The organism is Nonomuraea sp. NPDC047897 (genome assembly GCF_043204415.1).
Lineage (GTDB): Bacteria > Actinomycetota > Actinomycetes > Streptosporangiales > Streptosporangiaceae > Nonomuraea.
This window is the reverse complement of record NZ_JBIDCC010000003.1, coordinates 538,922-556,280: the sequence shown is the minus strand read 5'-3', so window position 1 is coordinate 556,280 and position 17,359 is coordinate 538,922. Positions and strand designations below refer to the sequence as shown.

Sequence of the window (17,359 nt, the reverse complement as noted above, 5' to 3'; positions counted from 1 at the left end):
GCTCGGCTACCGGTGAGCCTCATGGAGCAGGCCGGCCAGGCGTCGTTCCACGGCGGCCAGCCGGTCAGCGATGGGGCGGCTGTGGAGCAGGTCGGCGAGCTGGTCGGCCTCCCGCTGGTCGAGTTCTACGGTGTGCGCCGGAGTGTCGGGGTCGGCTCTGTCGTAGAGGACGAGGGAACGGGCGCCGTCGCCGGTGACGATGACGGCGAGGTGGTCTCCTCGCCGGGTGTCGCAGTGGTGGACGGTGCCGACCTCCGGGACGGTGCTGTGCGTGATGTCCATGGCTCGGTGTCTCCTTCCGGGAGCGTCACGTGGCTGGGTTCCTGGTCGGGGTCGCCGCGCTCGCCGTACCAGTGCGCCAGGCGGCCCTGCCGGCCCACGGCGCGCAGCCGCCGCTCGACGTGCGCTCGCGTGGCGCTGGTGGCGACGACGAGCACGTCGTCGCCCTCCCGCAGCCGGGTGTCCGGCTGGGGGACGACGGTGTCGCCGTCACGGATGATCAGGGTGACGTTGGCGGGCGCCGGCAGTCGCAGCTCGAAGACCTCCACTCCGTGCAGGCGGGAGCCGGGCGGGATGGTGAGGGTCAGCAGGTCGGCGTCCAGGGTGTCCAGAGGGGCGGCCTCGATGCTCGCCTCCCTCGTCTGGCCCGGCTGGGTGACGTGCAGCAGGCGGGCGAGCGCGGGCAGGGTCGGCCCCTGGACGAGGGTGAAGATGACGACGAGGACGAAGACGATGTTCAGCAACTGCCCGCTGCCGGGGACGGCGGCCACGATCGGGTAGGTGGCCAGCACGATCGGCACGGCTCCGCGCAGGCCGGCCCAGGAGATGAACGCCTGTTCGCGCCAGCCGGCCCGAAAGGGGGTCAGGCAGGCCGCCACCGAGACGGGCCTGGCCACGAGCAGCAGCACCAGGCCGATCACCGTGGCGGGCAGCAACGCGCCGGCCAGCTCGCTGGGGTCGACCAGCAGGCCGAGCATGACGAACAGGCCGATCTGCGCCAGCCAGCCGATCCCTTCGGCGAAGGAACGGGTGGCGACGCGGTGCGGCAGGACGGCGTTGCCGAGCACGATGCCGGCCAGGTAGGCGGCCATGAAACCGGAGGCGTTCGCCGCCCCGGCCGCGGCGAAGGCGATGACGCCCAGGCCGACGGTGGCCAGGGGGTACAGGCCGGTGGCGGGCAGGGCGACGTAGCGCAGCGCGGCGGTGCCGGCCCAGCCGACCAGCAGCCCGACCACGGTTCCGGCGACGAGCTGGTAGGCGATCTGCCCGGCGATGACGCCGGGATCGGGCAGGTCGGCGGTGGCCGTGCTGAACACCAGCACCAGGATGACCGTGGGGGCGTCGTTGAACCCGGACTCCGCCTCGACCATCCCCGCCATGCGCCGGGGCAACGGCAGCGCGCGCAGGACGGAGAACACCGCGGCCGCGTCGGTGGAGGAGACGATCGCGCCCAGCAGCAGCGCCAGCTGCCAGTTCATGCCCAGCAGCAGGTGCGCCCCCGCGGCGGTCAGCCCCACGCTGATGGCCACGCCGACCGTGGCCAGCAGGGACGAGGGGAGCAGGAGCCGTCGGATGTCGGCCCACCGGGTGCTGAGTCCGCCCTCGATGAGGATGATCGCCAGCGCCGAGGTGCCCAGGGTCTGCGCCAGTTGGGCGTCGTCGAAGTCGATGCCGAGGGCGTCCTCGCCGAGCAGCACGCCGAGGGCGAGGAACAGCAGCAGGCTGGGCAGGCCGAGCCGGCCGGCGGTGCGGACGGCCGCGATGCCGGCCAGCAGCACCACTCCGCCGGCCAGCAGCACGCCGTACAACTGCTGCAGGTTCATGGCGGAGCCCCGACGGCCCGGCGGGAAGGACTTTCAGCCATGCGGGATCTCCCGCCGCCGCACGTCCGGCCGGTTCCGGGCCCAGGCGATCAGCTCACCCCTGAGCGGGACCTGGATGTCGGCGATGTCGAGCAGCGTGACGCGCACCCCCCACCGCCGGGCCGTCTCGCTGACCTGAGCCGCCAGGTCAGCGCCGGCGTGGGCGACCATGGGGGGAAGATCGGCCAGGTCCCGCTGGGCGACCTGCCGCCGCAGCACGCCTTCGGCGGCGATCGTGGTGGCCGTCAGCGGGCCGTCCACCGTCATCGCGAAGCGGACGGGGTCGTCCACGGCGGCCACGGCGGTGGCCTTCACCCGGACGGTGACGCCATCGCGGGTGACCACCTCGTTGCAGAACAGGTCCAGGGACACCAGCCGCAGCGACACCCGCACCCCGCGCTCCAGCACCGGCCACACGACCACGAGCCCGGGGCCTCGTACCCCGGCCAGGCGGCCCATCCTGAGCACGACCAGCCGTTCGTCCTCGCCGACCACGCGCAGCGCCCGGGAGACGATCACGAGGAGCGCCAGCAGCCCCAGGAGAAACCATCCCACGGGCTCCGCTGTGCCGAGTGCCTGTACGGTGGCGGTCGTCTGACCGCCCCACGCCAACATTCCCTCTTCCCCCGTCGTCGTCGCTTCTTCGGCGCGGACCTCGGACGTTTCCGCAGCTCCGGAATCAGGTCCGCCCGCTTACCAGTCTGGCCGAGGGTCGGCAATGACACCATCGGGGGCAGCACCCATTTCCCCAGGTGGCCACCATGTAGACGGCCGCAGGTCAAGCCGTCGCCCTCCGCGGGGGATGGGGGACGCTCCCGATGGACAGATGCCGGCCGCATTGGCGAGGCTAGGAGCATGAGCCGGCCAGCCAGCAACGACCCGCAGGCACCAGCACGCGCCCCCCGGGGGATCCGCTCGCCGGCCTCGGCGCTGTTCTGGCGCCTCGTCGTGATCAACGGGCTGGTCTTCACCGCCGGGCTGACCACGCTGGCGCTGTCACCGGCCACGGTGTCCTCGCCGGTGCTGCTGACCGAGCTGCCGATCCTCGCCGTCGGCCTCGCGGTGATGCTCACCGCCAACGCGCTGCTGCTGCGTACCAGCCTGGCGCCGCTCGGCGCGCTCACCACGCTCATGGAGCGGGTCGACCTGCTGCGTTCCGGCGACCGCATCGCGCACAGCGGCAACGGGGACCTGGGCAGGCTGATCGCGACCTTCAACGCCATGCTGGACCGCCTCGAAGCCGAACGCAGCACCAGCACCGCCCACGCCCTGGCAGCCCAGGAGGCCGAACGCCAGCGCATCGCGCGGGAGCTGCACGACGAGATCGGCCAGAGCCTCACGGTGGTCCTGCTCAGCCTCAAACGGGCCGTGGACCGCGCGCCCGGCGAGCTGCGGGACGAGCTGTGCGCGGTGCAGGAGACGGTCCGCGCCAGCCTGGACGAGGTCCGGCAGGTCGCCCGCCGGCTACGGCCTGGGGTGCTGGAGGACCTGGGCCTCATCAGCGCCATGAACTCCCTGGCCGGCGACTTCTCCACGGTCAGCGGCGTGACGGTGACCCGGCTGCTGGACCCCCGGCTGCCTCCGGTGAGCAGTGACACCGAACTGGTGATCTACCGTATCGCGCAGGAGTGCCTGACCAACGTCGCCCGGCACGCCCGCGCATCCCGTGTGGAGCTGTCGTTGCGCGCCGAGCCCGGCGCCGTCGTGCTGTGCATCACCGACGACGGGACCGGTGGCCCGATCCGCGAGGGCGCCGGCATCCGCGGCATGCGCGAACGCGCGATGCTCATCGGCGCCGACCTCGGCATCGACAGCGCGCCCGCCGAGGGCACCCGAGTGTGCCTGACCGTACCCATCGCCGACCCACGAGAGTGACGCATGCACGCGCAGCCGACCCGGATCCTGCTCGCCGACGACCACGCACTGGTACGCCACGGGCTCCGACTCATCCTGGACGCCGAGCCCGACCTGAGCGTCGTGGCCGAGGCGGGAGACGGCGCCGAGGCCGTCGATCTGGCCACGGCCGCCGACGCCGACATCGATCTGGCCATCCTCGACATCGCCATGCCGCGGATGACCGGCATCCAGGCCGCCCGGGAGATCTCCCGTCGCGCGCCCGGCGTCCGGCTGCTGATGCTGTCGATGTACGACAACGAGCAGTACTTCTTCGAGTCGCTCAAGGTCGGCGCCAGCGGTTACGTGCTCAAGTCGGTGGCCGACCGCGACCTGCTGGAGGCCTGCCGCGCGGCCATGCGCGGCGAGCCGTTCCTCTACCCGGGGGCGATCACCGCGCTCATCCGCGACTACCTGCAACGCCACCGGGAGGGCGAGCCGGTCCCCGAAACCCTGCTCACGCCGAGGGAGGAGGAGATCGTCAAACTCATCGCGGAGGGTCACTCCTCCAAGGACATCGCCGACATCCTGGTCATCAGCGTCAAGACCGTCGAGCGGCACCGCGCCAACGTCCTGGCCAAGCTCGGCCTGCGCGACCGGCTGGAGCTCACCCGGCACGCCATCCGGGCGGGCCTGGTCGAACCCTGACGGGCGACGACGCCTCCGGCCTCACCCGCTCCGGACCACGACGACGGGGGTGCGCGCGTGGTGGAGGACGGCGTGAGCCGTTCCCCCCAGCGCCAGTGTGCGCGGCCCGCCGTGCCTGCTCCCCACGACGACGAGATCGGCCCGCGTGGACGCGTCGGCCAGCGCCTTGGCCGGATGGCCGTGCGCGACGTGCTGGACGAGCTCGACGTCCGGGAACCTGTCGCTCCACCCGGCGAGCGCCTGTGCCAGCAGCAGCGCCTCGTCCTGCCCCACGGCCTCGACGTCGTACACCACGGGCTCCACCACGAAGGGCGTCACGGTGCCGGGATGCGTCCAGGCGTGCACGGCGTGCAGCACCGAGCGTCTCAGTTCGGCCTCGTGGAAGGCGAACTCCAGGACGGCGTCCTGGCCGCGCCGCCCCGACACGCCCACCACGATCGTGCGGAAGTCGCCGTGTTGCGGCTCCCTGATGACGGCCACCGGGCACGGCGCGACGCCGGCGACACGGTGGCTCACCGAACCGAGGACCAGCTCGGCGAAGCCGCCCCGGCCCCGGCTGCCCACGACCAGCAGTTGCGCACCTTCGGCGGCGTGGAGGAGCACGTCCGCCGGCGACCCCGTGCCGACCTCCGTCGCCACCTGCAGGCGCGGCCTGCCCGCCCGGGCGCGGACCGCGGCCTGTTCGAGCTGTCGGCGCAGGGCGGCCTTCGCCTCGGTCTCCCACGCGGCCGGCTCCGGGACGAGCAGCTCGGCGGGCGACCAGCCGGGCGCGGCATGGACGACGCGGAGCGGGGCGTCACGGACCTCGGCCTCCTGCCCGGCCCAGGTCACGGCCTGCAGCGAGGACGCTGATCCGTCGAACCCGACGACGATCGGCTGGGTCATGGTCGTCACCTCGCACCTTCCCGTGCTTCCCCCGGCACGTGAGCCCTGACCTGGATATCGCCGTTCTGGGCCGACTTAGACGTGGGGCGTCGGCCTGCACCGGAGGCGCGGCGCTTGAATAGACGCGACGTTGAGTCTAGTCTTTGGTCGTCCATTCGAGAAAAGACACGAACGAGGTCTCCTCATGCCCGAGTTCCCCCCTGACGTCGCCGAGGCGGATGCCGCGACGCGCGGCCGCCGGACCACGAGAGCCGTGGTGACGGTGGCCTTCACCTTCTGGACCACCATGGCGGGGACGACCGCGCCGACGCCGTTGTATCCGCTGTACGGGCAGACCTTCGGGTTCTCGCCGTTCACCGTCACGGTGGTGTTCGCCGTCTACGCCCTCGGGGTCGTCGCAGGACTCCTGCTGTTCGGGCGGCTGTCGGACCAGATCGGCCGGCGTCCCACCCTCCTGATCGCCGCTGCGTTGTCGCTGTCCGCGGCCGCGATCTTCCTGATGGCGCAGAACGTCGCGGCGTTGCTGTTCGCCCGTGTGGTGTCGGGGTTGTCGGCGGCGTTGGTCACCGGTGCCGCCACGGCCGCGCTCACCGAACTGATCGGGCCCAACGCCCGGATCCGCCCCGCCACCCTGGCCCTGTTCGCCAACATGGGCGGCCTGGCCTGCGGCACCCTGCTCGCCGGGATCCTCGCGGACCTGGCGCCCGCGCCGCTCCGCACTCCATGGTGGGTCATCGGCGTCCTGGCGCTGCTGGGCCTGCTGGGGGTGGCCACGATCGGGGAGAGCGCCACCCGTCTGCCCGGCTTCACCTGGCAGGTGCAACCGCTCCACATCCCCGCCGAGATCCGGGCCGGGTTCCTGCGCTCCGCAATGGCGGCGGGAGCCGGCTTCGCCGTGCTGGGCGTGCTGACCGCCGTGACCGGGCTGTTCCTGGGCGCGCTGCACCAGTCCAGCCACACGCTGACCGGCCTGGTGGTCTTCGTCGCGTTCGCCTGCACAGCCCTGGGGCAACTGCTGGTCCGTGCCGTCAGGGCCGCCGTCGCCCTGCCCGCCGCATGCCTGGGCCTGGTCGTCGCGGCCGCTCTGATCGCCGCCGCCCTGGCCACGACCTGGCTGCTCCCGCTGCTGATCGGCGCGGCGGTCACCGGCGTGGCGACCGGGGTGGCCATCGGGTACGGCGTCGGCGCGATCGTCACCAGCGGCGCGCCGCAGTATCGCGGCGCGTCGGTATCGACGTTCTTCGCGATCCTCTACACCATGCTGGCGGTGCCGGCCATCGGGGTGGGAGTCCTCATCCGGGCCTGGAGTCTGCGCCCGGCCGGACAGCTTTTCAGCCTGGCGGTGGCGGTGCTGGCCGCGGGCGTGCTGCTCAGCCTGCTCGGCAGCCGGAGAAGGAGCTGATCGCGGCCCCGCGCCACGCCTGTGCCAGAATCGTGCCGCCGGGACGAATCCGAGAGGAGCACGACCATCCCCGCCGATCACGCACCCCAGCCCGCCACGGACGGGTCGGCCGTGGTGAGCCGGACAGGCCCCAAGCGCAGCGAGAGCATCCGGCTCGCCGTGCTCAACGCCGCCGACGATCTGCTGGTGGAGCGCGGGTTCGACGGCGTCACCATCGAAGGCATCGCCGCCCGGGCCGGCGTCGCCAAGCAGACCCTCTACCGCTGGTGGAAATCCAAGGTCGACATCCTCCTGGACACCCTGGCCGGTGACGCCCGGGACGGACTCGCCTGGCAGCTCGGCTCCGCATCGGCTGAGGAAGAACTCCAGCGGCAGCTACGGCGCATCAACGCCTTCTTCCACGAACCCGCCGGCCACGTCCTGCGGGCGCTGCTCGGCCACGCCCAGACCAACCCGGCCACCGCCCGGGCGTTGCGCGAGGGGTTCCTGCGCGAGCAGCGCGAACGGGACCGGGCCGGACTGCGCGCCGTGCTCGCCCGCCACACCGCCTGCCAGACCGCCCGCCAGACCGGCCGTCACCTGGACGACCACGTCGTGGACGGCCTGCTGGATCTCCTGCTCGGCCCGCTCTACTATCGCACCCTCGTCGGCGACCGCGCGGCCGAGCCGGCCATCCTGGACGCCACCGCCCACCTCGTCCTCGACACGGCCGCCAGGATCACTCGAAGCGATCAAGAACCGTCGGGTTGACCAGCGAGCCGCCCGCCCTGCGGCGGTGCGGCGTCGGCCGGCAGCCGTCCCCTGTCGCGTCCCGCACCGCGAAAGCCCTCGCCGCGAGAGGTGGTAGGGCCACCCCGGCGCCCTGACCTGCGCCGGGCGGGCGACGCCATGCGCAGGAGTCATCCGCCGACACTCGTCGGGCCCTGGCCGATTGCCTAGTGGGCGTATGCCCACTCCTCTTGCTGACGAGCCTCAGCGTGAGCTCCGCCGGGTGGCCGAGTCGTTCGGCGCGGACGCCGAGCACTACGACCGGACCCGGCCCCGCTACCCCGACGCCATGATCAGACGGATCGCCGCCGCCCCGGGACGCCACGTCCTCGACGTCGGATGCGGGACCGGCATCGCCGCCCGCCAGTTCCAGGCGGCCGGCTGCCAGGTGCTCGGCGTCGATCCCGACGCGCGGATCAACCTGCACGCGGCGGTGCGCACCGTGGTCAACGCGACGCTGGAGGCCCGGAATGTGGAGCTGTGGGGACCGGGCACCTCATGCGTCCGACTTCCGCAAGTTCGGATCGTGGTCGGCGAACATGATGACTGAATGGCACCAACGCTACGGAGGTGCCGGAATTATGGCGTATTGGCATGTAGAGCGCAGATCAGTGTGTATCTACAGGCAGGTCACCAGCACCTCCGCCTCCGAAGTCGCCTCATTGATCGAGGGCCTGCTGCGCCACCTGACCTCCGCCGAGATCGATCGCCAGTACACCGATACCCATTGAGCTTCCATCGTGGGGTTCGCCTTCGCGCCTTTGCTGGGCTTTCAGCTGCTGCCGAGGTTGAAGAACATCGGCTCCGCCCGGCTGTATCGGCCGAGGCTGGGCGAGGACGAGGCGTGGCCGGAGCTGGAGACGGTGCTGTCGAACAGGACGATCGACTGGGACGTGATCGGCCGTCACTACGATCAGATGATCAAGTATGCGACGGCACTGCGGCTGGGTACCGCCGAGGCCCACCAGATGCTGCGCCGCTTCACCCGCGGCGGACCCACGCACCCCACCTACCAGGCCGTCGAAGAACTGGGCCGTGTAATCAGAACGATCTTTATCTGCGACTATCTCGCGGAGGAGGCGCTGCGCCAGGAGATCCACGAGGGCCTGAACGTGGTGGAGAACTGGCACTCGGCCAACAAGGACCTCTTCTACGGCAAGGCCGGCGATCTCACCGGCGACGACAGGGAATCGGTCGAGGTGTCCGCCCTGGCCCTGCATCTGGTCCAGGCCTCGATCACATACCTGAACACGATCCTGATCCAGATCATCATGCGCGAGCCGAAGTGGCAGAGGAAGCTGACCGCCATCGACCGGCGCGGCCTTTCAGCACTGTTCTGGACCCATCTGAACCTGTACGGCAGGCTGGAACTGGACATGAGCAAGCACCTGGACCTGGATGAGCGCAGCGTGGCCTAACCTGAACGGTTCGTTTCTCAAGGCGGGAGTGTGCTTCTCCGGCCTGGCAGGGAGGGAGGGGCAATCTCCGCCCCCGTTGCTGACGAGGAGCGCAATTGCTTGCACATGACTCGATCAGAGGTGATGATCGCGCTCATGCGCTTACGCCTGCGAGGACGCGGGACGATCATGATGATCGCCGCGGTGGTTCTGCTGCTGTTACCGACAACTCCGGCGATGGCGGCTTTCGCAGCCACTCCGGGGATACCCGACCGTCCCACTCTCACCAAACTGTTCCAGCAGGCCGAAAGGACCGGCACTACCCTGGAACAAGAACTCGACGGCTACGTCGCGCAACAGGTGGCTTTGGGCAGAGGAGGCCCTTATCGAGGCAACCCCATGGGTGCCCCGGACGACGATCTGCCCACTCTGCCGCCCGACCTGGTGATCGACGGGATCCCCTTGGCCGAACTGGTGGACCTCAAACTCATCGCCAAGAGCGAAGGCATCTCGTTCGCCGACGCCATCGATCGCTTCGCGTGGCAAAGCCAATTCGTCAAGGCCGCCGATCAGATCGAACGGGCCTTCCCCGGCGACTTCGCCGGGGCCGTGTTCGCCCATGATGGCCGCAGCGGCTGGTTCGCCTTCAAGGGACCAGTTCCGGCTGCCGCCCAGTCCATAGCCAAGGCCCTTCCCCGGCCCACAAGGACGTTCGCCGACAGAGGTTTCTCCGAAGCGGAGCTCAAGCAGACGTTGGATCATGCCCACGACACCGTCATGGCTCAACCCGACGTCGTCTCCGTCGCCGGCAGTTACGAGATCCGGACCGGCGTCATCACCTTGGAGGTCCAGGTGAAGGGGACCACCTCCCGTGCAGGCGTTTGGGCTGCCACCTTGCAGGAACAGCTCACCCCGGCAAACCCGAAGATCTCGATCAATATCAGCATGCGCGATGCGCTGCCGGGCGGAAACGAAGACACCTACATGCGGGGCGGCGGCTATCTCGGCGACTGCACGGCAGGATTTACCCTCCGCAACGCGGACCGTTCCTGGCACGGCGTCTCAACCGCTCACCATTGTCCGGGCACCTATCGGACCTACGTGCAGCACTCCGGCCAAGGCGGTGATTCGACATCCACCACCCGGCGAGGCGAACATGCGGGCACCTATGGTGATCTTGCCTGGTATACCAGAGGCAGCCTGACCGTGGCTCGGACCTTCTACTACGACTGGAGCAGCACGCGGTACGTGGACGATGTCTGGTCACCGCGCACCGGCGTGCGCGTCTGCAAGTTCGGCATCACCACCGGAGCCGAGTGCAACGAGACCTACCAGCTCAACACCACGCGCGACAACTACAAGGGCCTGGTGGCGATCCACCGACACATCACCCAAGGCGGCGACAGCGGCGGTCCCTGGTACTACGGGGCCACCGCGTTCGGCATACACAGCGGATGGAAGAACATCAACCTCCTCAACCGCAGCCAGTTCACCCCTGCCAGAAACATCAACCAGTTCGGCCTCTACATCCACGAGCGCTGAACACGTGAACCGACGCTTTCCGACGTTCGTTTCAGAAGCGGGGAGCGTCGGTTCAGGGGCTTCGTGGCGAACAGGAAGGGCGGCGCATTTCCATGAGAACGCTGGCGAGGAGTGTCGTCCTGATCATTCTCCTGGCGGGATGTGCCTCCGCCACCGGGGAGATCCGCCGAGAAGGCACGGATCCGATCATCTTCGTCCATGATCTCGAGGGCGGGATGGAGATGAAGGTTGGTGGCACGCTCACGTACAACCCGAGCAGCAAGTGTCTCTTCCTCACCCACACCCAGGGCGGGAACGTGGAGATGGCCCCACTGATCTGGCCTGAGGGGACCGAACCCCTGCTCCACGCGGGCAAGCGAGGCGTCAACGTGCCGGGGAAAGGGCAGATTCTGCAAGGCGACCAGGTCGATGGAGCGGGAGGCGGCATCGACCCCGCCAGACTCGCCGGCATCACCCCTCCGCCTGGATGTCTCTCCGCCGAGAAGATCACTCCCATCGCCATCACGCAGTTCAACTGACAGGTGTGCCGAACGTTCGCACCGCTGGACTGCCCCTTGATGTGGCAGGGAACGGATCGTTCCCTGCCACATCAACGATCATCGGCCGGTTCCCACCTGCGCCGTCGTGGCTGCGGTTTAGGCTTGAATCCGACACGTTCCCTACCGCCTCGGCGAAGGGGGCTGGCGGTGACCACTCCCATCGTCCAGCTGCTGCCTGGCCCACAGTTGGGCGAGGCGGTGGAGGAGTTCCTGGCCCGGCCCCAGCTGGACGCCGACACCGTCCGCTCCTACCGCCAGGCGCTCGGCCGCCTGGTCGTCGACCTTGGCGCCCACACCACCATGGCGACGGTCACCCCCCGAGCAGGTGAGCGAGATCTTCACGCGCGCCTGGCCCCATCTGTCCGCGCGCACCTGGAACCGGCACCGCTCGGCCCTGCGCTCCTTCACCCGCTGGGTCGCCGGACGCCGGGCCGGACCGCTATTCCTCGCCGACCGCAAACCCGGGCCCGCCCGCACCCCCGCCAGCGCCGACCTGTGCTCGGACACCGGCCGCGCCCGCCTGTCCTACCAGCGCGCCGAACTGCTGTTTGCTTGGCTGCGGTGGGTAGGCGTCGATCTCGGCACCGTGCGGGAGGAGCGGGCCTATTTGGTGCGGATCGTCACCCGGCAGGCGCTGGACCGGCTACGCGCGCTCGGCCGGCGCAAGGAGTCCTATGTCGGGCCGTGGCTGCCCGAGCCGTTGCTGACCGCGCCTGACGTGGCCGAGGACGTCGAGCTGGCCGGGAGCGTCTCGATGGCGATGCTGCTGGTCCTGGAGACGTTGCAGCCGACCGAGCGGGCGGTTTTCGTGTTGCGCGAGGTGTTCGACCTGGACTATGACGAGATCGCCGAAGCCGTCGGCAGGAGCTCGTCAGCGGTCCGTCAGCTCGCCTACCGGGCGCGGGCGCACGTCGCCGCCCGCCGGCCCCGCGGCGTCGCCTCCCCGGCTGAGACCCGGGCCGCACTCCAGGCCTTCCGGCGGGCGGTCGAGACGGCCGAGTTGCAGAGCCTGCTCGACGTCCTCGCGCCGGATGTCGTCGCGCTGAGCGACGGCGGCGGAGTCAGGCACGCGCTGCTGCGGCCCGTCGTGGGGATCGACCAGGTGGCCCGTCTGCTGGCCGTCGGCTGTTGGAGGCGCGACGCGGACCGGTCGGTCGAGCTGGTCCAGAACAACGGCGCCCCCGGGCTGCTGGTGCGGGTGGAGGGGGAGATCGACGGCGTGGTGGCGGTGCGGGTGGAGAACGGCTACGGCACCGGCGCCTACCACGTGCGCAACCCCGAGAAGCTGTCGCATGTGCAGCGGGAGACCGTCGTGACGCGGTGAGCGCAGGCGAGATCTTGAGCGCCGCTGATGAACACCTGGGGACGCCACGAACTGAATCTACAATGTAAAGGCGGTCTGATGGAACAAGCCACCGCTCAGCCGACAGACCGATCCGGCCCCGAACACCTGGCGAGGGGAAGACGCGCCACCGGCCCGGGCCTGAGCTGGGCCGTCCCGGTCGCCGTGAACCCGCTGCTCGGCCGCGTCGCCGTCATCCCGCTGTGGGGGCTGCTGCTGTTCGCCCTTCGCGCATGGGCAAGGGCTGGAGCTGGGGCTGGGATACCGAGATCCAGCCCTTGATCTTGCCGGGACAGCGTGGCTTCCACGTTCGCCCGCCCCCTGTGGGGGCGGGCAAACCTCGCCGGCGACCGTCCGGCCGGCCGGTCGCCGGACGACGTGTCGGCTATGTCAATCAGCCGTGCCGGCGTGCACGGCGATGATCCGCCAGCCGTGCGTCTCGTCGTACAGCCAGGTGCGGGTGTAGCGCATCCTGGCCGCGAACGGCGCACCGGAGATGGTCCCTTCGAGGGTGCCGAGAAACCACGTCACCCCGGTGCGCCCATCGGTGAGCACCTTCAACTCCTCCTCGGCCACCTTCGTCACCACCTGCGCCCGAGTGCGGTGCAGCTCCAGATCGTCCGCCTTGGTGGCAACATTCGCACCGAAGGTGAAGATCAGCCGATCATCCAGCAGCCGATCCAGCGCCTCGACATCTCCAGCGAGCTGCGCGGCCTGGAGCCGGCGCTCGGCGTCCCGCAAGTCCTCCATCATGAGGCCCACCCTCCCAGCCGGCGCCGTGTCCGCGCCAGTACGTTCACGCTCGGCTGATCTGTGCAGTCCGATCCAAGGGCTCCGATCGTCGCAGAGCGGGTGCCGGGTCAGAAGGCTTCCCGATCCACGGCCGCACCACGCACACGCCGGGAAGGGGTTTTCGCGGCGTTGCCCACCGCCTCACGGCCGGACCTCGTAGACGAGGTTGAACGGCGTCTGCGCGGCCCGCCGGAACCGGGAGAAGCCCGCTTCGGCGGTCACCTCGCGGATCGCGGCCTCGCCGGCCTGTGCCCCCAGCGTGTACCCGCCCCGCTGGGACAGGCTGTTCGGGACGCACAGGAATGTGGAGGCGCTGTAGTACAGCCGTCCCACGGGCGTGAAGTTCTCCTCGACCCGGTCGGCGGCGAACGGCTCCACCAGCAGCCACGTGCCGTCCGGCGCCAGCGCCTGCCGCACCTGCTGGGCCGCGCCGAGCGGGTCTCCCATGTCGTGCAGGCAGTCGAACATCGTCACCAGGTCGTAGCCCGTGCCGGTGAAGGTCTGCGCGGTGGCCACCTCGAAGGTGACCCGGTCGGCGAGCCCGCTCTCGGCTGCCTTCTTGCGGGCCAGCGCCACCGACTCGGCGTGGTAGTCGAAGCCGGCGACCGCGGTGCGCGGGAAGGCCTCGGCCAGGAGCAGCGACGACGAGCCGAGACCGCAGCCGACGTCGGCGACCCGCCCCCCGGCGACGAGCTTGTCCTCCACCCCCTCCATGGCGGGGATCCAGTTCGGCACCAGCGCTGCGGCGTACCCGGGCCGGAAGAAGGCGTCACAGCCGACGAAGACGTCCTCGTCGTGCTCGTGCCAGCCGACCCCTTCCCCGGTGCGGAACGCCTCGGTGATGCGCGGCTCGGCCCGCAGCATACCCAGGTCGATGAGGAACGCCGCGGGCACGTTCGGCCCGGCCGGGTCCGCCAGGCAGAACGCCTGCTCCTCGGTCAGCGAGAACCGGCCGGTCGGCGGATCGTAGTCGACGTACCCGCCGGCGGCCTGGCCGCGCAGCCACTCGGTGAGGTAGCGCTGGTGGCAGCCGGTGCGCTCGGCGAACTCCGCGGGCGTCGCCGGTCCCTCGGCCAGCGCGCGGTACAGGCCGAGCCGGTGGCCGATCACGACGGAGCCGGCCGCGTCGGTCGCCGCCAGGTCGGTCACGAACCGCTCCAGGAACTGGTTCACCTTGTCGTGGTCCATCGTCGTCTCCCCTTCCCCCGGGGCCGGCTCGTGCCGGTCCCCTCTGAAAGGCTCCACGCGCCGTCTGTCACGGCTCTCGCACGGGGTTATCGTCGTCCTAACAGGACATGTCCCTCCTGGTCACAGGCATGCTGGAGAGGGGGAGGCGGCATGGCGGCCGGCCGTCAGCCGCCGCCGGTCCGGGTCGAGGTGCTCGGACCGCTGCGGCTGCTCGTCGACGGCACACCGGTGGACGTACCAGGTCCCAAGCGGCGTGCCGTGCTCGCGCTGCTCGCCCTCGCCGAGGACCGCGTCGTCACGGTGGACCGGCTCGTGGACGCGCTGTGGCCGTCGGAGGTGCCGGAGTCGGGGCGGCAGGCCCTGCACAACCACGTGTCCCGGCTGCGGGGGCATCTCGGCCCGGCGGCCGGACGGCTGGCGCGACGGCACGACGGCTACCGGCTCGACCTGGACGGCGACGGGCTCGACGTGGCGCGCGTGCGCGCGTCCCTGGCCTCGGCGCGCACGGCCGCGCCCCAGGACCCGGCCGGCGCGTTCGCCCTGCTGAGGGAGGCGTACGAACTGTGGCGGGGGCCGGTGCTCGCCGACCTCGCCGACGTCGAGCCGATCGCCGCCGCGATCGAGGAGTACGCGCGGCTGCACCGCGAGGTCACCGACGCGATGATCTCGGCCGCCGCCGGCGCGGGACAGGCCGACCGGGTCCTGGACTGCGCCGCCGCGTCGTGGGCCGCCGACCCGTTGCGGGAGCCGGCGGTGCTCCTGCTCATGCGGGTGCTGGCGGCCACCGGGCAGGCGCCCGAGGCGCTGCGCGTTGCCCGCGCGCACCGGCGCCGGCTGGCAGAGGAGACCGGCCTCGACCCGTCGCCGGCGCTGGGGGACCTCGAACGCGAGATCGCCCGGGGCACCCAGCGCACCCCGCCCTCCGCCGCACCGCCCTCCGCCGGCCACTCCGCCGCGCCCCCCGCTGCCGCGCAGCCCGCCGCCACCGCGACGCATCCCGGGCTCGGCGTGTTCGCCGGGGTGAGGGCGCCCGTCGACCCGGCCACCCCGCTGATCGGCCGCGCGCCGCAGGTCGCCGCCCTGCACCAGGTGCTGGCCGCCGAACGCCTGGTCACCCTCGTCGGCCCCGGCGGCGTCGGCAAGACCCGGGTCGCCCTGGAGGTGGCGCGGCAGAGCGGCTCCGCCCCGGTGCTGATGCTGGCCCCGGTCACCGACCCCGCCGCCATCGCCCACGCGCTGGCCGCGGCCCTGAACCTCCGGGTCGTCCAGGGTGACGTGCTGTCCGCCTGCGTCGCCCTGCTGGGCGACCAGCCCGGCCTGCTCGTGATCGACAACTGCGAGCACCTGCTCGACGGCGTCCGAGACCTGGCCGGAGCGCTCCTGTCCTGCTGTCCCCGCGTGCGCGTGCTGGCCACCAGCCGCGAACCGCTCGGCCTGGCAGCCGAACACGTCTCACGGCTGACCCCGCTGGCGCTGCCGCACTCCGGCGAGGACCCGTCGGGGGTCCCGTCCGTCGCGCTCTTCCTCGACCGGGCCCGCCGGGTACGCTCCGGCCCGCCGCCGACGCCGGCCGACCTGCGCGCGGTCGCCGACATCGTGCACCGGCTCGACGGGATGCCGCTGGCCATCGAGCTGGCCGCCGGCCGGCTGTCCACGTTCTCGCTGACGGACCTGCGCGACCGCCTCGACCGCTCGCTCGACCTGCTCGGCGGCGGCGCGCCCAGCGCCGACACGCGGCATCGGACGCTGCGCGCGACCATCGAGTGGTCCTACCGGCTGCTCACGGAGGACGAACGGCGGCTGTTCCGGCAACTGTCGGTGTTCGCCGACGGCGTCGCCCTCGACACCGCCGAACGGCTGGCCGCCGACCTGGGCGTGCCCGGCGATCCCGGCAGCGCGCTGGCCCGCCTCGTCGACACCTCCATGATCGACGCCCGGTTCGAGGGCGGCACCCGGTACCGCATGCTGGAGACGCTGCGGGCGTTCGGACTGGACCGGCTGGCCGCGGCCGGCGAGGCCGAGGCCGCGGCCGGGCGCATGCTGCGCTGGGCCGCAGAGCTGACCTCGTGGCTCGCCGAGACCATGACCACCGAACGGGAGCCGGACGCCGACGCCGTCCTGCGCCGCGAACTGCCGAACCTGCGGGCCGCGTGGCGGCTGGCCCGCGGCCGGCCGGAGCCGGACACCGCCGCGGCGATGGTCGTCGCGCTGTACGACGCGGTCGCCTACCGCGACCTCGTCGAGCTGCGTGACTGGGCGGAGGAACTGGCCGGCGACCCGGCGCTGGCCACCCACCCCAGCGCCCCGGCCGTGCTCGGCACCGCGGCGGAGGCCGCCTACCACCGCGGCGACTACCGCCGGGCCGACCGGCTCGCCCGCGCCGGGCTGGCCAGGGCTGCCGGCGCCGGCTCGTGGCACTGCCTGTCGGTGCTGTCGGTGGCCGACCTGGCCCGCGGCGCGTACGGCGACGTGGTCGAGCATTCCCTCGCCGCGGCCGAGGTGGCCGGGCCGCGGCGGGAGAACCTCGGGATCGCCGCCCTGGCGACGGCGTACGCGGGCGACCTGGACACGGCGCGCGCGCTGAACGAGCGGGGGCTGGCCGCCGCGGTGTCGCCCACGATGCTGTCGTGGGGCGCGTACGTCGCAGGGGAGATCGACAACGCGGAGGGTCGCAGCGAACCGGCGGAGCGGCACTACGTCCGCGCCATCGAGCTGGCGCGCGCCTCCGGTGCCAGTTTCCTCGTCGGCGTCGCGACCGTGGGGCTGCTCACCGTGCGGGCCCGCGCCGGGCGGGTGCCCGAGGCGCTGGGCGGCTATCGCGACGTCATCGACTACTTCGCCCGCAACGGAAACTGGACCCACCTGTGGGTGACCCTGCGCAACCTCGCCGGTCTGCTGCGCCGGCTCGGCGACGACGAGCCGGCCGCCCTGATCGACGCGGCGGCAGGGCAGGCGCCCGACGCTCCGGCCGTGGCCCCGTCGCACGGCGCCGCCCCGTCCCCCGAAGCCCCGGTGGCGCCCGTACCCGGCCGGGCCGCCGTCCTCGACCTCGCCAGGCGCGCGATCGAGCGGAACCTCGCCCGCCGGTGACGGGCGGGCCG

14 protein-coding genes and 1 pseudogene are annotated in these 17,359 nt (G+C 71.6%); 10 read left to right on the top strand and 5 right to left on the bottom strand.

What is annotated here, in order from left to right; genetic code table 11:
* Positions 1–125: 125 nt before the first annotated feature.
* A complete protein-coding gene (locus tag ACGF0J_RS09620; RefSeq protein ID WP_393143800.1) occupies positions 126–1,823 on the bottom strand; it encodes a potassium/proton antiporter in 1,698 nt (565 codons plus the stop codon).
* Positions 1,824–1,856: 33 nt separating this feature from the next.
* Complete coding sequence (locus tag ACGF0J_RS09615; protein ID WP_393143798.1) at positions 1,857–2,417, bottom strand: SPFH domain-containing protein; 561 nt, start codon at positions 2,415–2,417, stop codon at positions 1,857–1,859.
* Between the two features lie 300 nt (positions 2,418–2,717).
* On the opposite strand from ACGF0J_RS09615, the gene ACGF0J_RS09610 reads away from it, so the two are divergent.
* Both ACGF0J_RS09610 and ACGF0J_RS09605 read left to right on the top strand, forming a co-directional pair.
* Positions 2,718–3,737 carry a histidine kinase gene (locus ACGF0J_RS09610; protein WP_393143796.1) on the top strand — a complete coding sequence of 340 codons (1,020 nt, stop codon included), beginning with the start codon at positions 2,718–2,720 and terminating at the stop codon, positions 3,735–3,737.
* Between the two features lie 3 nt (positions 3,738–3,740).
* The gene (locus tag ACGF0J_RS09605; RefSeq protein WP_393143794.1) at positions 3,741–4,403 is read left to right on the top strand and encodes a response regulator; all 663 of its coding nucleotides are present in this window, start codon (positions 3,741–3,743) and stop codon (positions 4,401–4,403) included.
* Positions 4,404–4,424: 21 nt separating this feature from the next.
* On the opposite strand, the gene ACGF0J_RS09600 is transcribed toward ACGF0J_RS09605, so the two are convergent.
* Positions 4,425–5,288: a universal stress protein gene (locus ACGF0J_RS09600; RefSeq protein ID WP_393143792.1), complete on the bottom strand. Its 864-nt coding sequence runs from the start codon at positions 5,286–5,288 to the stop codon at positions 4,425–4,427.
* 184 nt (positions 5,289–5,472) lie between these two features.
* Between ACGF0J_RS09600 and ACGF0J_RS09595 the strand changes: the two genes are divergently transcribed.
* The 7 genes and pseudogenes from ACGF0J_RS09595 (at position 5,473) to ACGF0J_RS09565 (ending at position 12,260) form a co-directional block, all read left to right on the top strand.
* Positions 5,473–6,690, top strand: coding sequence for an MFS transporter (locus ACGF0J_RS09595; protein ID WP_393143790.1), 1,218 nt, complete (start codon positions 5,473–5,475; stop codon positions 6,688–6,690).
* A 114-nt stretch (positions 6,691–6,804) separates the two neighbouring features.
* Complete coding sequence (locus ACGF0J_RS09590) at positions 6,805–7,440, top strand: TetR/AcrR family transcriptional regulator (protein ID WP_393143789.1); 636 nt, start codon at positions 6,805–6,807, stop codon at positions 7,438–7,440.
* A gap of 196 nt (positions 7,441–7,636) precedes the next feature.
* On the top strand, positions 7,637–8,008 hold the full coding sequence (locus ACGF0J_RS09585) for a class I SAM-dependent methyltransferase (protein WP_393143788.1): 372 nt from the start codon (positions 7,637–7,639) through the stop codon (positions 8,006–8,008).
* Positions 7,929–8,876: pseudogene (locus tag ACGF0J_RS09580) on the top strand (Tn3 family transposase). The gene ACGF0J_RS09585 and the pseudogene ACGF0J_RS09580 overlap by 80 nt, the downstream one beginning before the upstream one ends.
* Before the next feature lie 123 nt (positions 8,877–8,999).
* Positions 9,000–10,397 carry a S1 family peptidase gene (locus tag ACGF0J_RS09575; RefSeq protein WP_393143787.1) on the top strand — a complete coding sequence of 466 codons (1,398 nt, stop codon included), beginning with the start codon at positions 9,000–9,002 and terminating at the stop codon, positions 10,395–10,397.
* Positions 10,398–10,489: 92 nt separating this feature from the next.
* The gene (locus tag ACGF0J_RS09570; RefSeq protein ID WP_393143786.1) at positions 10,490–10,915 is read left to right on the top strand and encodes a hypothetical protein; all 426 of its coding nucleotides are present in this window, start codon (positions 10,490–10,492) and stop codon (positions 10,913–10,915) included.
* A 346-nt stretch (positions 10,916–11,261) separates the two neighbouring features.
* The gene (locus ACGF0J_RS09565; protein ID WP_393143785.1) at positions 11,262–12,260 is read left to right on the top strand and encodes a sigma-70 family RNA polymerase sigma factor; all 999 of its coding nucleotides are present in this window, start codon (positions 11,262–11,264) and stop codon (positions 12,258–12,260) included.
* Between the two features lie 408 nt (positions 12,261–12,668).
* Here ACGF0J_RS09565 and ACGF0J_RS09560 read toward each other — a convergent pair whose 3' ends face one another.
* Together ACGF0J_RS09560 and ACGF0J_RS09555 are read right to left on the bottom strand one after the other, a co-directional pair.
* Entirely contained in the window at positions 12,669–13,031 is a 363-nt protein-coding gene (locus tag ACGF0J_RS09560) for a nuclear transport factor 2 family protein (RefSeq protein ID WP_393143784.1), read from the bottom strand.
* A 180-nt stretch (positions 13,032–13,211) separates the two neighbouring features.
* Positions 13,212–14,258 carry a class I SAM-dependent methyltransferase gene (locus tag ACGF0J_RS09555; RefSeq protein ID WP_393143782.1) on the bottom strand — a complete coding sequence of 349 codons (1,047 nt, stop codon included), beginning with the start codon at positions 14,256–14,258 and terminating at the stop codon, positions 13,212–13,214.
* A gap of 150 nt (positions 14,259–14,408) precedes the next feature.
* Here ACGF0J_RS09555 and ACGF0J_RS09550 point away from each other — a divergent pair, with 150 nt between their 5' ends.
* Complete coding sequence (locus ACGF0J_RS09550) at positions 14,409–17,348, top strand: BTAD domain-containing putative transcriptional regulator (protein ID WP_393143780.1); 2,940 nt, start codon at positions 14,409–14,411, stop codon at positions 17,346–17,348.
* The last annotated feature ends 11 nt before the right edge of the window (positions 17,349–17,359 follow it).